This window comes from Gordonia sp. (in: high G+C Gram-positive bacteria) (genome assembly GCF_047600385.1).
In the GTDB taxonomy this organism is placed as follows: domain Bacteria; phylum Actinomycetota; class Actinomycetes; order Mycobacteriales; family Mycobacteriaceae; genus Gordonia.
In genome coordinates this window covers 2,750,975-2,767,016 of record NZ_JASGKZ010000001.1, presented here as the reverse complement: position 1 = coordinate 2,767,016, position 16,042 = coordinate 2,750,975, and the positions used below count along the sequence as shown (strand labels likewise).

Sequence of the window (16,042 nt, the reverse complement as noted above, 5' to 3'; positions counted from 1 at the left end):
TAGCGCACCGTCAGTGCGCGGCGGTGAGCCCGAGGCTCTCGAGCAGCGTCGCAGTGGCGGCGTCGCCGCTGCTGATCCGCAGGTCCAACGCGCCGACGTCGGCCGTCCAGACGGCGTTGGCCAGGGCCGGAAGCAGCGCAGCGGCATCCGGTGCCCCCTGCGGTTCGACGGTCACGCGGTGCTCCGCGACGGTCACCTGCCAGCCTCGTTGACGCCCGATCCGCAGGCTCGACGCCGCGGCGTCGACCTCCGACAGGTCTCCGACCACGAAGGTGGGACGACGATCGGCCGGTGCCGCGAGCAGGTCCCGCGGCGATGTGACTCCGGTGAGGACCAGCAGACTGTCGATCCCGACCGCGTTGGCCCCCTCGATGTCGGTGTCGAGGCGGTCGCCGATCATCAGCGGACGCCGGCTCTTCCCGCGGGCCAGCACCTCGCGCATGATGGGCGCGGCGGGTTTGCCCGCGACCGTCGGCGTCGCCCCCGTCGCACTCGCCACCGCCGCGACCATCGAACCGTTGCCGACCAGCAGGCCGCGCTCGGTCGGGAGCGTCGTGTCGGTGTTGGTCGCGAACCAGAGGGCGCCGTTCGCGATCGCCAGCGCCGCCTCGGACAGCTGGGCCCATCCGGTCTCCGGCGAATGCCCCTGGATCACCGCGGCGGGATCGTCGTCGGCCGAGGTCACCGGCTCCAGTCCGGCGGCGCGGATCTCGCCGCGCAGCGAGTCCGCCCCGACCACCAGCACTCGGGCCCCGGCGGGCACGCGCTCGGCGACCAGCCGGGCCCCGACCTGAGCACTCGTCACCACTTCGTCGGGGGTGGCCGCGAAACCCATCGACACCAGGTGATCGGTCACCTGCCGAGCCGAACGGCTCGCGTTGTTGGTCACGTAGAAACGTGCCTGCGGCTGATCACGGATCAGTTCGACGGCGCCCGGAAGGACGGTGTGACCCTCGTACAGGGTGCCGTCCAGGTCGAACAGGAGCGTGTCGTACTCCGACAGGACCGTCCCGTCCTCGTTCTCCTCCGCGGTGCCGGAGTCGGCGGCCTCGGCCTCGAGGCCTTCGGCGAGCAGTTCCTGCAGCACGAACTCCGCGTCGGTCGCGTCGTCGACGTCAGCCGCCGCCGCGTTCTGGTACCAGATGAGCGCATCCGCTCTCCGGCCGGCCTGGTAGAGCGCGTGCGCGTAGGCGCTGAAGAGCCGGGCGGCCTCCGTGCCCGTCCGGCCCGCCCGAAGGCCGCGGCCCGCGAGGACCCGCACCGCGGCCTCGGGATCCCCGAGGTCGAGGTAGGCCCCCGACTCGACGATCGCGAGTTCGACGGCCTCCTCCCCCGAGAGCGCCTGCCCCTCCGAGCTCTGCGCCACCTCGACGGCCTTCTCCGGCCGGCCCAGTCCACGCTCGCAGTCGGCGATCAGCGGGAGCAGCGCATCGCCGTCACCGGAGATCCGCCGCGCCGCCCGCAGCTCCGAGATCGCCTCCTGCCACTCGCCCGCGTAGTAGGCGGCGATGCCCGCGGTCTCCCGGACCACGCCCACCCGGGCGGCCCGCGCCCGGGCCGCCCGCGCATGCTGCAACGCCAGCTCGGGATCTTCGGCGAGGACGTCACCCACGACGACGAGGTGCCGCGCCACCCGATCGGCGGTCGCCTTGTCCAGACCCTGCAGATCCCGGCGCACGTCCGCTTCCAGATCGGAGGCCTTCACATCGTCGGGGATCGACGGTCCCGAATCGCCCCGGCCACCCTGCTGCGAACCACCCTTACTCATCCCACCAATCTATTCTGACCTGCACTGCATCCCGAAATCGCCGGATGGGACGACGACCCGCGGCTCCCGGCCTGCGCCGGTGCCCGGGAGCGCCGTCGGCGACGTGAGCAGGCCGGTCACGTGAGCAGGTCGGCGAGTGCGCCGTCGAGGTCGGGATGGCGGAACTCGAACCCCGCCTCGGCCAGCACCCGGGACCGAGCCCGGCGGCCGGTGAGCCCGAGCGCCGGATCCGTCCGCAGCAGCACCGCGCCCATCCGCAGCAGCGGTGCGGGCGTCGGCGGTGACCAGGGCCGGTGCAGGGTACGACGGAGCGACGCCATCAGTTCTCGGTTCCGCACCGGGTTCGGCGACGACGCGACCACCACCCCGTTCGGGAGGATCACCTCCGGGTCGAGCCCGAGTGCGGCACGGGCGACGGCGAGCCAGTCGTCGATGTGGATCCAACTGAACCACTGCTCTCCGGAGCCGACCCGGCCGCCGAGGAACGCCCTCGTCAACATCACCAGACGGTTCAACGCGGGCGTGTTCCTGTCGAGGACCACGGAGGTCCGCAGCACCGTCAGTCTCTCCGTGTGCGCACCGCTCACGGCCTCCTCCCACGGGCGGGCGACACCGGTCATCTGAGGGAGCGCGGCCACGCCCGGCAGATCCGGCGGCACCGGCGTCAGCTCGTCGCACCAGTGGTCTCCGGCGTCGCTCCAGATGGCGGTGGTGCCGGCCTGCAGCCATGCCTCGACCGGCGCCGTCCGTCGTGCGGCCGCCGCCACCAGGGCCCGGGTGGCGGCGACGCGACTGGCCCGCAGATCCGCGATGTTGGCTTCCGTGGGCCGACAGTCCACCAGCCGGCCGGCGAGATTCACGACGGCGGTACGACGATCCGCCGTGATCTCGTCGACCCACGGTCCCTGGGTGCGCCCGTCCCACTGCACCTGTTCGAACGACGACGTGGGATCGACTCGTCTCGTCAGAATCACGGGCCGGGCGCCGCGGGCGGCGAGATCGGCCGCGAGTCGGGTGCCGAGCGCCCCGGAACCTCCGGCGATCACGACGGTCAGCGGCGATTCCTGCTCTCGTGCGTTCATGCCACCACCCTAGATCTCGGTGCATCCGTCTACGCTCACCGTGTCTGACTCCGCGGGGATGAGAAGTCGTGCCCTCACCAGATGAGCCGAGCGGAGGAACGTAGTGACGGCTGCCCAGCCGCGCTGGCTGAGCCGAGTGGCGGAACGCAGTGAACGGCACTCGCGTCGAAGCCCCCGTCCCCAGAGAGTGTGGTTTCGACTCGGGGTCGTTCACTCCGTTCACGCCCCCGGCTCAACCAACGGAAAGGAACCGGATCAACGAAGAAGAGAAGCCCGATCAAAGCGAAGAGGTCCCGGATCAACCAACGAAGAGGCTCAACCAACGAAGAAAAAGAGAAGAGAGAGGGGCTCGGTCAGGAGAAGAGAAGAAAGGGGCCCGGACAGCGAGAAGACCCGACCAGTAAGAAAAACCCCCGGGATGCGGAAAGACCCTGAACCAGAATCTGGTTCAGGGTCTCCCCTAATGTTGTGTTCGGCGGTGTCCTACTCTCCCACACTGACTAAAGTGCAGTACCATCGGCGCTGGAGGGCTTAGCTTCCGGGTTCGGAATGGGACCGGGCGTTTCCCCTCCGCTAAAACCACCGAAACAATACGAAACAACACCACACCCAACCACCCCAGAAGGGGGGTCGAATGCTCGTGTGTTGTTTCAGAAGCACATAGTGGATGCGACACACCAAAAATTTTTGGTGTTCGGGTGTTATTGTAAGTCCTCGGCCGATTAGTACCAGTCACCTGAACACATCACTGCGCTTACAGTTCTGGCCTATCAACCCCATCATCTGTAGGGGGCCTTACCCCACCGAAGTGGGTGAGAAACCTCATCTTGGAACAGGCTTCCCGCTTAATGCTTTCAGCGGTTATCCCTTCCGAACGTAGCTAACCAGCAGTGCTCCTGGCGGAACAACTGGCACACCAGAGGTTCGTCCGTCCCGGTCCTCTCGTACTAGGGACAGGTTTCCTCAAGTTTCTAGACGCGCGCGGCGGATAGAGACCGAACTGTCTCACGACGTTCTAAACCCAGCTCGCGTGCCGCTTTAATGGGCGAACAGCCCAACCCTTGGGACCTACTCCAGCCCCAGGATGCGACGAGCCGACATCGAGGTGCCAAACCATCCCGTCGATATGGACTCTTGGGGAAGATCAGCCTGTTATCCCCGGGGTACCTTTTATCCGTTGAGCGACACCGCTTCCACTTGCCGGTGCCGGATCACTAGTCCCGACTTTCGTCCCTGCTCGACATGTACGTCTCACAGTCAAGCTCCCTTGTGCACTTACACTCAACACCTGATTGCCATCCAGGCTGAGGGAACCTTTGGGCGCCTCCGTTACACTTTAGGAGGCAACCGCCCCAGTTAAACTACCCACCAGGCACTGTCCCTGAACCCGATCAGGGTCCGAGGTTAGAAGCCCAATACGATCAGAGTGGTATTTCAACAACGACTCCACCAACACTAGCGTGCCCGCTTCACAGTCTCCCACCTATCCTACACAAACCGTACCGAACACCAATACCAAGCTATAGTGAAGGTCCCGGGGTCTTTTCGTCCTGCCGCGCGTAACGAGCATCTTTACTCGTACTGCAATTTCGCCGAGTCTGTGGTTGAGACAGCAGAGAAGTCGTTACGCCATTCGTGCAGGTCGGAACTTACCCGACAAGGAATTTCGCTACCTTAGGATGGTTATAGTTACCACCGCCGTTTACTGGGGCTTAAATTCTCAGCTTCACCACCCAAAAGATGATTAACCGGTCCTCTTAACCTTCCAGCACCGGGCAGGCGTCAGTCCGTATACATCGTCTTACGACTTCGCACGGACCTGTGTTTTTAGTAAACAGTCGCTTCTCTCTGGTCTCTGCGACCACCCCCAGCTCAAACAGTAAATGTCGTCACCAGGTGTGGTCCCCCTTCTCCCGAAGTTACGGGGGCAATTTGCCGAGTTCCTTAACCACAGTTCTCTCGATCGCCTTAGTATTCTCTACCTGACCACCTGTGTCGGTTTGGGGTACGGGCCGTGCACCAACTCACTAGAGGCTTTTCTCGGCAGCATAGGATCACAGAATTCACCTCAACGGCTACGCATCACCCCTCACCCTCAAGGAACACGGATTTACCTATATTCCGGGCTACAGGCTTACACCACGACAACCAACCGCGTGGCCCTGCTACCTTCCTGCGTCACCCCATCGCTTGACTACTACAGCCGAGGTCCCACGCAGCCACCCCCAAACAATCCCGAAGGACTGAGAAGAAGTTTTTGGGTGGTTAGTACAACTGCCTCGCCACTGGGCGCGGATACACGGGTACGGGAATATCAACCCGTTGTCCATCGACTACGCCTGTCGGCCTCGCCTTAGGTCCCGACTCACCCTGGGCGGATTAACCTGGCCCAGGAACCCTTGGTCATTCGGCGGACAAGTTTCTCACTTGTCTTTCGCTACTCATGCCTGCATTCTCACTCCCACACCCTCCACAACCCATCACCAGGCTGCTTCCCAGAGTGCAGGACGCTCCCCTACCCAACCACACCACTACACAAGAACCCGTAGATCCTCATGGATGTTTTGTGTGATTGCCGCGGCTTCGGCGGTGTACTTGAGCCCCGCTACATTGTCGGCGCAGGACCACTTGACCAGTGAGCTATTACGCACTCTTTCAAGGATGGCTGCTTCTAAGCCAACCTCCTGGTTGTCTAAGCAATCCCACATCCTTTTCCACTTAGTACACGCTTAGGGGCCTTAGCCGGCGATCTGGGCTGTTTCCCTCTCGACTACGAAGCTTATCCCCCGCAGTCTCACTGCCATGCTCTCACTTACCGGCATTCGGAGTTTGGTTGACGTCAGTAACCTAGTGGGGCCCATCGGCCATCCAGTAGCTCTACCTCCGGCAAGAAACACATGACGCTGCACCTAAATGCATTTCGGGGAGAACCAGCTATCACGGAGTTTGATTGGCCTTTCACCCCTACCCACAACTCATCCCCTCCATTTTCAACTGAAGTGGGTTCGGGCCTCCACCACATCTTACTGTGGCTTCACCCTGGCCATGGGTAGATCACTCCGCTTCGGGTCTAGACCCAGCGACTCAAAACGCCCTATTCAGACTCGCTTTCGCTACGGCTACCCCACCACGGGTTAACCTCGCCACTGAGCACTAACTCGCAGGCTCATTCTTCAAAAGGCACGCCATCACCCACCAACCCCAAGGATTGCGCAGGCTTTGACGGATTGTAAGCGTCCGGTTTCAGGTACTATTTCACTCCCCTCCCGGGGTACTTTTCACCTTTCCCTCACGGTACTCGTCCGCTATCGGTCACCAGGAAGTATTTAGGCTTACCGGGTGGTCCCGGCAGATTCACAGCAGATTCCACGAGCCCGCTGCTACTCGGGAAACATCGAAACCAGGCATTGCGTTTTCAGTTACCGGACTCTCACCGTCTACGGCAGACCATCCCAGGCCACTTCACCTAACACAACACTTTCTCAACTGGCCGACCAGCCGGCAGACCGATCCACGACACTCCCACAACACCACACGCACAACCCCTGCCGAGTATCACATACGCGCGGTTTAGCCTCATCCACTTTCGCTCGCCACTACTCACGGAATCACAATTGTTTTCTCTTCCTGCGGGTACTGAGATGTTTCACTTCCCCACGTTCCCCCCGCACCGGCTATACATTCACCGGGCGGTAACACCACATCACTGGTGCTGGGTTTCCCCATTCGGACACCCTCGGATCACAGCTCGTTTGACAACTCCCCGAGGCCTATCGCGGCCTACCACGTCCTTCATCGGCTCCTGGTACCAAGGCATCCACCGAACGCCCTAAAACACTTACAACAACACCCACAAACACACCCCCACACCCACCAGCAAAAACCAGCAAGCAACAAGGATACGAATGTGGAGTCCCACAAACACATGAGTAAAAACTGTGCCCAAAAAATTGAACAACAGAAACCAAAATGTTTAATTGCAGTACAAACACCAAAACTCAGAAGTCCTGATCTCCAGGGCCTTGATTATTGATGCTCGCATCCACTATGCACTTCTCAAACAACACACACCCACCCACCCCATACACACGAAAACATCGCGCGCGGTAGTCAGCGAGCACAGTTAGAGTCAACCCCACAACCAATCCCCTCCATCTAGTGGAAGAGTTCGGCGGGTGTTTTCTCAGAACCCCGATAGTGTGTGACATCGTCTGACCCGGTCACCCGGTATCAGTCCACCCCACCGTTTTCCGTCACAGTGACAGAAACAGTATATCGGATGGTTTTCTTGTGTTTCACCCTCGAACAAACACGCGGCCGGCCATGAACAGACCTGAAACCACTTGTTGTTGTTTGCTCCTTAGAAAGGAGGTGATCCAGCCGCACCTTCCGGTACGGCTACCTTGTTACGACTTCGTCCCAATCGCCGATCCCACCTTCGACCACTCCCTCCCCGAGGGGTTGGGCCATGGGCTTCGGGTGTTACCGACTTTCATGACGTGACGGGCGGTGTGTACAAGGCCCGGGAACGTATTCACCGCAGCGTTGCTGATCTGCGATTACTAGCGACTCCGACTTCATGGGGTCGAGTTGCAGACCCCAATCCGAACTGAGACACGCTTTAAGGGATTCGCTCCACCTCACGGTATCGCAGCCCTCTGTACGCGCCATTGTAGCATGTGTGAAGCCCTGGACATAAGGGGCATGATGACTTGACGTCATCCCCACCTTCCTCCGAGTTGACCCCGGCAGTCTCCTGCAAGTCCCCGGCATAACCCGCTGGCAATACAGGACAAGGGTTGCGCTCGTTGCGGGACTTAACCCAACATCTCACGACACGAGCTGACGACAGCCATGCACCACCTGTACACCAACCACAAGGGAAACGATATCTCTACCGTCGTCTGGTGTATGTCAAACCCAGGTAAGGTTCTTCGCGTTGCATCGAATTAATCCACATGCTCCGCCGCTTGTGCGGGCCCCCGTCAATTCCTTTGAGTTTTAGCCTTGCGGCCGTACTCCCCAGGCGGGGTACTTAATGCGTTAGCTACGGCACAGAATCCGTGAAATGGACCCCACACCTAGTACCCACCGTTTACGGCGTGGACTACCAGGGTATCTAATCCTGTTCGCTCCCCACGCTTTCGCTCCTCAGCGTCAGTTACTACCCAGAGACCCGCCTTCGCCACCGGTGTTCCTCCTGATATCTGCGCATTTCACCGCTACACCAGGAATTCCAGTCTCCCCTGTAGTACTCAAGTCTGCCCGTATCGCCTGCACGCCTGCAATTGAGTTGCAGGATTTCACAGACGACGCGACAAACCGCCTACGAGCTCTTTACGCCCAGTAATTCCGGACAACGCTTGCACCCTACGTATTACCGCGGCTGCTGGCACGTAGTTGGCCGGTGCTTCTTCTCCAGGTACCGTCACAAAAGCTTCGTCCCTGGCGAAAGAGGTTTACAACCCGAAGGCCGTCATCCCTCACGCGGCGTCGCTGCATCAGGCTTGCGCCCATTGTGCAATATTCCCCACTGCTGCCTCCCGTAGGAGTCTGGGCCGTGTCTCAGTCCCAGTGTGGCCGATCACCCTCTCAGGTCGGCTACCCGTCGTCGCCTTGGTGGGCCGTTACCCCACCAACAAGCTGATAGGCCGCGGGCCCATCTCACACCGCACAAGGCTTTCCACCACCGACCATGCAGCCGGTGGTCCTATCCGGTATTAGACCCAGTTTCCCAGGCTTATCCCAAAGTGTGAGGCAGATCACCCACGTGTTACTCACCCGTTCGCCACTCGAGTACCCTGCAAGCAGGGCCTTTCCGTTCGACTTGCATGTGTTAAGCACGCCGCCAGCGTTCGTCCTGAGCCAGGATCAAACTCTCCAACAAAAAACCAATCAGAGAAATAGACCTGACCAAAAAATAATCCAAATTCAAAAGAATCAACTGGCAAAAAATCATCTTGTCAAAAACATGACAGACTCCCTCAAATGCCAGCTGAAAATAGTTGGCACAAGAAAATCCATCACACACTATCGAGTTCTCAAAAAACACACACCCACCAACACCACACACCACCAAAAGCAGCATGCGAACTTCGGTGAACCGGAGCCTGTCACCCGACTCGCGGGCAACTCCACCAGCCTAACAAGACCGGCAGTCGGAAGTCAAACCCGGATTTTTCCTCCCAGTCCCGCGCCCTCACGAAGTGAGAGAAGCAGGAACCGCGTGAAACATCCGGCGTCCAACCACCCAGGCCCTAAACTCTAGCAGAATCTAGAACCTGTTCGCAACCAGCAGCAGAAGTTTTTCTTTCGAAAGTTCGTCGCTGGCGACCTGAACTAAGTTACACACATGTGTCGGGGAACCACAAATCGCCAGGTCAAGGGCGGTTCGCAGTTCCCCGAGACGAGTGTCAGGCGCCGAGACGGGCGCCGGCGAACGTCTTCTTGCCGCGACGCAGCACCAACCAGCGACCGTGCAGCAGATCGTCGGCGCCCGGCGTCCAGTCGGCGTCGGTCGCCTTCACGTTGTTCACGTACGCGCCGCCCTCGTCGACGGCCCGGCGCGCGGCTTTGTTGCCGGCGGCCAGACCGGAGTCGACCAGGAGTTCCACCAGCGTCGGCGTCGTACCCGCCGGGTACTCCGCGATTCCGGTCTCCCCCAGTGCCGCGGCGAGCGTCGCCTCGTCGAGCCCGTCGAGTTCGGCCCGGCCGAACAGCGCCTGACTGGCGAGTTCAACGGCGGCGGTCTGCTCGGCGCCGTGGATCAGGGTGGTCATCTCCGCGGCGAGACGCTTCTGCGCGGTGCGCAGGAACGGCTTCTCCGCGGTGAGTCGCTCGAGCTCCTCGATCTCCTCGCGGGTGAGGAACGTGAACCACTTCAGGTACTTGACGACGTCGGCGTCGGCGGTGTTCACGAAGTACTGGTACCAGGCGTACGGCGAGGTCAGTTCGGGGTCGAGCCACAGGCTGCCGCCACCGGTCGACTTGCCGAACTTCTTCCCGTCCGCCGAGGTGACGAGAGGGACCGTCAACGCGTGCGCGTGCGCTCCCTCGACCTTGCGCACCAGGTCGACGCCGCCGATGATGTTGCCCCACTGGTCGGAGCCGCCCACCTGCAGCAGGCAGCCGTACCGGCGGTAGAGCTGCAGGAAGTCGTGGGACTGCAACAGCAGGTAGCTGAACTCGGTGTAGCTGATGCCGTCGGACTCGAGACGACGCTTGACCGTCTCCCGAGCCAGCATCACGTTGACCGAGAAGTGCTTGCCGACGTCGCGCAGGAAGTCGATGGTCGACAGCTCCCGGGTCCAGTCGAGGTTGTTCACCAGGACCGCGCCGGTCGGCGACTCGTCGATCTCGACGAACCGCTGCAGCTGTCCGACGATCCGTTCGGCCCAGCCGGCGACGGTGTCGGTCGAGTTCATGGTGCGCTCGCCGACGTCGCGCGGATCGCCGATCAGCCCGGTCGCGCCACCGGCGAGCACCAGCGGACGGTGGCCCGCCTGCTGGAAACGCCGCAGCGTCAGCAGCGGGACCAGGTGTCCCGCGTGCAGGCTCGACGCGGTCGGATCGAAGCCCGCGTACAGCGTGAGCGGTCCGTCGGCCAGCGCCGCGCGGAGGGCGGCCTCGTCGGTGCTCTGCCCGATCAGCCCCCGCCACGAGAGTTCGTCGATGATGTCGGTCCGGTCGGCACCGGCCGTCGACCCGGAGTCGCTCACCGGCCGTCCTCGCCCTTCTCGCCCACCAGACGCGCGTGCTCGTCGTCGCCGACCTGCCGCGCGTCGCCGATCAGCATGTTCGGGATCCCCGACTCGTCGATCGCGTAGGCCACCCGAAGCCGCGGGTTGTAGAGCTCGTCGCCCGCATCGATCAGTTCGCCGTGATCCTGGGGGCAGACGAGTCGCGTCCGCACCACCGGATCCAATTGCTCCGCACGAGATGTCATGTGTGCTCCCTTTCGCCGGGCTTCAGGCTACTCCGCGACGACGGCCGCACCGTCCACCGGATCGACCGGCTCGTCGGCCGCGTCGGCGGGCGTCTGCCCGACCGGACGACGCAGGACCGGCTCCGGAGTGGGCCTGCTCCAGTCGATGTCGGCGGCGACGGATTTGCTGTAGCGGCGGTAGCGTCCCTCGGAGTCGCGGTACCAGATCTTCGACCCCGGGCGCGGGACGCCGCGCTTGACCAGCTCCGAGGCGACGAGCCGGTACGACTCGCTCATCGGGATGCTGCTCACCACCTGAACCAGGTGCGGACGTTCGACCGCCGCGAGTTCCCCCAGTGCGACACGCAGCTGGGTCGGCGTCTTCGAACCGTGTCCGTCCCGCAGGGTGATCGCGGCGACGACGACCTGCGCACCGCGCGTGCCGACCCCGTACACCAGGGCCTGGTCGACGCCCTTCATCCGCGAGAGCGCCTGCCGGATCGGCTCGGGGTAGACGACGCCGTCGCTCGTGTGGATGATCGAGCCCTCCGAGCCGACGTACCAGAGGTCGCCGTCGGCGTCGGCCCGGAACAGCAGACCGGAGACCTCCCAGCGGTCGCGCGGCCGGAAGACGTCGCGCAGCACCCGACCGCTGGCCTCGTAGCGCTGACCGGCGTGCGCCATCAGCATGCCGACCTCGCCGGTCTCGGCCCGCAGCACGAACCCGCTGTCCTCGTCCACCACGAGCTTGCCGACGTCCGGGCGGTAGGCGGCCAGGGCGACGGCGTTGGTCTCCGGAAGCGGTTTGCCCATCGAGCCGATCTTGGTGCCGTCGACGTTGGCGAGGATCGCCGAGCCGTCGGCCGTCGCGAAGAACTCCAGGACCTTGGCGCCGGGCAGCATCTCGTCGATGTCGTTCCACAGGCCGTTCGGCAGCCCCGACCCCATGAAGAGCCGGACGCTGGCCAGCTGTGACGGATCGAAGTCCGGGCTGCGCAGCACCTCGCGCAGCATGTTCCAGGTGTAGGAGACGACGGTGATGCCGTAGCGCCGCACCTCGGTCTGGAACCGTTCGGCGTCGACGCCGTTCGAGAGCGCGATCCGCGAGCGGCCGGCCACCGTCGCGCCGAGCGTGGTGAGCAGCCCCGAAGCGTGGTGCAGCGGCGGCAGGCAGTACACGGTGTCGTGCGTCGACAGGCCCGCGGCCGCCGCCGCGCCGAACGCCGACATCGCGAACCGGTGATTGGTCACCGCCCAGCGGGTCAACCGGCCGTTGACACGGGTGAACAGGATGAATCCGAGGTCGCCGGCCAGACCGGGATCGGGACGGTACCAGGCGGGGATCCGGACCGTGTCGGGATCGATCCGCTCCATGTCGACCACGCTCTCGCCGTCGGCGCGGTCGATGACGCGCTGATCGCCGCCGCCGAGGACCAGGACGCGGTCGCTCACCGAGGTGGCCGTCTCGAGGTGGTTCGGATCGGCGACGACGACGCGGGTCTCGGCGACGGTCATCATCTCCGCCAGGTCGCTGGCGGTGGACAGCAGCACCGCCACCGCACCGAGGCGCGACAGCGCGGCGACGGCGACCAGCGCGCTCGGGCGCGGATCCATCATCACGCCGATGTGCTCGCCCGGCCGGATCCCGCACTCGATCAGACCCGCGACGACGTTGTCAATACGGGTGTTGACCTGCTCGTGGGTGAGGACCCGGTTCTCGAAGAGGAACAGTTCGGCCTCGGGATCGCGCCGCTTGTTCTCGCTCATCAGCTTGCCCAGCGAGATCCGCGTGGACGGCTGGATCTGGCCGAGGCGGAACAGCCGCGGCACGGTGCGCATCGACTCCGCGGCCACGGCGCGCGTGGTGCGCTGGATCGAATCGATGGCATCGAACGCCTCGGTCGCGATCACGGTGCCCGCACCCGCGACCTGGCCCACGCCGTAGGTGAGACGCGTGGTCCAGCGGATGCCCGATCCGCGCCCCTGCGGGTCGGGGTCCATCGGCGCGACGGTCTCCGGGCGCGGGCCCTCGCCGTCGCACCACCGGATCCACTGCGCGGTGGTCGGCCACGACAGCCGACCCGACGTGGAGCCGACGACGAGACCGAAGTGCCCGGCCGGCACCAGCGTCTCGTACACGTCCGCATCCGGGCAGGCCTTGACGATGCCGCGGACGGCGAGCGGCTGGCCGATGTCGTCGGTCTCACCGACGAACGCCAGGATCGGGCTGGTGATCTCGGCCAGCGAGACGATCTCGCCGTCGATCACGAAACCGCCCGCCACCATCCGGTTGTGCGCGACGAACTGCTTGAGCAGCTCCGCGATCGCCGGACCGGACCACGCGACCCAGCCCTCCTGCTCCAGGAACCGCCGCTGGTCCTCCCGCGGGAGCAGCGCGTCGCGGTCGTGCAGTTTGCGCATGAAGTCGATCCGGCTGCGCGCGGTCTTGACCGGGTCCATCATCTGGAAACCGGTGCGGGCCAGCCAGCTCGGGATCCACAGGTGCGTGAAGACCTTGTCGGCGAGCAGTTCGGCGCTCGGTGCGACGAGATTCGCCGGCAGGCCGAGCGGCAGGGCGGCCAGGACGTCGACCGGACTGCCGAAGGTGATGATGCTGGCGATGCCCTCGGACCGCCGGTACGCGGCGGTCTGGTACACGAACATGCCGCCCTGCGAGTAGCCGCCGAGGTGCACGTCGCGGCCGACGACCCCGCGCACGAGATCGACGACGCGACTGACCGCCAGGATGTGATCGGTGAGGGTGCGCTCCATGCCGCCCTCCTCGTGGTCGGGCGATCCGAAGTCGACGACCCACGGGATGATCCCGTTCGCGTAGAGGATCGAGACCGCGCCGTTGTCCTCGGTGACGTCGTAGACGTTGGCCGACACCATCATCGGCGGCACCAGGATCACGTGCGAGTAGCCGTCGCCGGGATCGTCCGGGAAGTACCGGCGCAGGCGGTACATCTTCTCCGTCTCGACCACCTTGTACGGCGCGGGCTCGGTGTCCGTCTGGAGGCCGCCCATCCGGATCACTTCCAGCCCGTTCTGGGCCGTCGCGACGATCCGACCGACGGCTCCCGGAATGCTCGGCAGTCCAGCCACAGTGTTGCCCCTCTCAGATGACCGTTTCGTTGACACTGTAGCGGGCGCGGGACCGGGCCGACCCCCTTCCCTACTGAAGAGTCAGTTAGCGGTGCCGAGGTGCGCGCGCAGTTCCCGGACCTTCTCGCCGGCGACGTCGATCTGCCGTCGGACCTGTGCCGGAGCCGTGCCGCCGAGCGCATTGCGCGACTCGATCGACCCGGTCACCGTGAGGACCTCGCGCACCTCCGGGGTGAGCGCCGGATGGATCGCGGCGAAATCGTCGTCGCTCAGGTCCTCCAGGCCGAGGCCGCGGCCCTCGGCCTCCCGGACGCACGCGCCCGCGACCTCGTGCGCGACCCGGAACGGGATCCCCTGGCGCACCATCCATTCGGCGATGTCGGTGGCGAGGGTGAAGCCGGCCGGGGCGAGTTCGGCCATCCGCTCCGGGTGGAAGGTGAGCGTGGCGATCATGCCGGTCATCGGCGGCAGCAGCAGCTCCAGCTGGGCGACCGAGTCGAAGACCGGTTCCTTGTCCTCCTGCAGGTCGCGGTTGTAGGCCAGCGGCTGCGCCTTGAGGGTGGCGAGCAGACCCGACAGGTTGCCGATCAGCCGGCCCGACTTGCCGCGCGCCAGCTCGGCGACGTCGGGGTTCTTCTTCTGCGGCATGATCGAACTGCCCGTCGACCAGGCGTCCGGCAGCGTCACGTACCCGAACTCGGGGGTGCTCCACAGGATCACGTCCTCGGACAGACGCGACAGGTCGACGCCGATCATCGCCAGGACGAACGCGGCCTCGGCGGCGAAGTCGCGCGACGCCGTCGCGTCGATCGAGTTGTCCGCGGCCGAGTCGAATCCGAGGTCGGCGGCGATCGCGGCGGGATCCAGACCGAGCGACGATCCGGCGAGCGCACCCGAGCCGTACGGCGACACGGCCAGTCGGCGATCGGCGTCGACGATGCGGCTCACATCGCGCAGCAGCGGCTGCGCGTGCGCCATCAGGGTGTGCCCCAGCAGCACCGGCTGGGCGGCCTGCAGGTGGGTCTTGCCCGGCATGACGACGCCGGGATTCGCGGCGGCCTGGCCGACGAGCGCCTCCACCAGGTCCAGGACCTGGTCGGCGACGCGGCGCAGCCCGTCGCGCAGCCACATGCGGAAGAGGGTGGCCACCTGGTCGTTCCGCGACCGGCCGGCCCGCAGGCGCCCGCCGAGTTCGGGTCCCACGCGCTCGATCAGGCCGCGCTCGAGCGCTCCGTGCACGTCCTCGTCGGATTCGGCGGCGACGAACGCGCCCGAGGCGACGTCGGCGCCGAGCCGGTCCAGACCGGCGAGCATGCCGGCGAGGTCCTCGTCGCTCAGCAGGCCGGCGCGGGACAGGACGCGGGCGTGCGCCTTGGACGCGGCGATGTCGTACGGGGCCAGCGCCCAGTCGAAGTGGGTCGACTTGCTCAACGCGGCCATCGCCTCGGCCGGCGGCATCGCGAAGCGGCCGCCCCACAGCGAACCGGTGTTGGTGCCTCCGGGCGCGGCGGGGGTGTCGGTGTTCTCGGCCATGCGGTGGTGACTCCTTGTCGGGGTGTGTCGGTCGGGGTGTGTCGGTGTCTGGTCTCGACTCCGCTCGACCGTCGAAGTGATCTCCGGCGGTCGCGGTCGGGAGCCCGGTTCGGTCTCACACGAGAGCTTCGATCTGTTCGGCGAGTTGGGCGCCGGTGAGCGGCTCCCGCGCCAGGACGAAGACGGTGTCGTCGCCGGCGATGGTGCCCACCACGTCGGGCAGGTTGGCCCGGTCCAGAGCGCTCGCCAGATATTGGGCGGCACCCGGCGGGGTGCGCAGGACAGCGGTGCTGCCGGCCGAATCGGTGGAGACCAGGAGGTCGCCGAGGACCCGGGCCAGGCGGTCGGTGCCGCCGGTGATCCCGCGGACGGGACTGCCGTCCTCGGGGACCACGTACACGCCCGCGCCGCCGTCGGCCGCCCGGAGCTTCACCGCGCCGAGCTCGTCGAGATCACGCGACAGCGTCGCCTGCGTCGCCTCGATGCCCTCCGCCGCGAGCAGCTGCCGCAGCTCCACCTGGCTGCGCACCTGCTGCTGCGACAGGATCTCGATGATCCGGGCGAGCCGGCCGGCCCGGGTCGCGGCGAGATGCGAGTTGTCTCCGTTCATGCGGCCCCGTTCCTCCGTCG

The 16,042-nt window shown here is 64.8% G+C and carries 7 protein-coding genes and 3 rRNA genes; all 10 read right to left on the bottom strand.

The genetic code is table 11. The annotated features are described in order from the left end of the window. Positions 1–10: 10 nt before the first annotated feature. Positions 11–1,768, bottom strand: a complete 1,758-nt coding sequence (locus QM809_RS12460; RefSeq protein WP_415046093.1) for an HAD-IIA family hydrolase — start codon at positions 1,766–1,768, stop codon at positions 11–13. 116 nt (positions 1,769–1,884) lie between these two features. Beyond that, entirely contained in the window at positions 1,885–2,850 is a 966-nt protein-coding gene (locus QM809_RS12455; protein WP_415046092.1) for an epimerase, read from the bottom strand. A 470-nt stretch (positions 2,851–3,320) separates the two neighbouring features. Continuing rightward, positions 3,321–3,437, bottom strand: a 5S ribosomal RNA gene (gene rrf / locus QM809_RS12450). Between the two features lie 115 nt (positions 3,438–3,552). Beyond that, a 23S ribosomal RNA gene (locus QM809_RS12445) occupies positions 3,553–6,694 on the bottom strand. A 520-nt stretch (positions 6,695–7,214) separates the two neighbouring features. Beyond that, a 16S ribosomal RNA gene (locus tag QM809_RS12440) occupies positions 7,215–8,737 on the bottom strand. The 16S, 23S and 5S rRNA genes sit together here, the layout of an rRNA operon. Before the next feature lie 526 nt (positions 8,738–9,263). After that, positions 9,264–10,568 (bottom strand): tyrosine--tRNA ligase, encoded by a 1,305-nt coding sequence (tyrS, locus tag QM809_RS12435; RefSeq protein ID WP_415046091.1) that lies wholly within the window; start codon positions 10,566–10,568, stop codon positions 9,264–9,266. After that, complete coding sequence (locus QM809_RS12430; protein ID WP_415046090.1) at positions 10,565–10,795, bottom strand: Trm112 family protein; 231 nt, start codon at positions 10,793–10,795, stop codon at positions 10,565–10,567. The genes tyrS and QM809_RS12430 overlap by 4 nt, the downstream gene beginning before the upstream one ends. A gap of 27 nt (positions 10,796–10,822) precedes the next feature. After that, positions 10,823–13,879 carry an AMP-binding protein gene (locus QM809_RS12425; RefSeq protein ID WP_415046089.1) on the bottom strand — a complete coding sequence of 1,019 codons (3,057 nt, stop codon included), beginning with the start codon at positions 13,877–13,879 and terminating at the stop codon, positions 10,823–10,825. Between the two features lie 81 nt (positions 13,880–13,960). Continuing rightward, positions 13,961–15,412 carry an argininosuccinate lyase gene (gene argH, locus QM809_RS12420; RefSeq protein WP_415046088.1) on the bottom strand — a complete coding sequence of 484 codons (1,452 nt, stop codon included), beginning with the start codon at positions 15,410–15,412 and terminating at the stop codon, positions 13,961–13,963. A 115-nt stretch (positions 15,413–15,527) separates the two neighbouring features. Further along, positions 15,528–16,022 carry an arginine repressor gene (locus tag QM809_RS12415; RefSeq protein ID WP_415046087.1) on the bottom strand — a complete coding sequence of 165 codons (495 nt, stop codon included), beginning with the start codon at positions 16,020–16,022 and terminating at the stop codon, positions 15,528–15,530. Positions 16,023–16,042 lie beyond the last annotated feature (20 nt).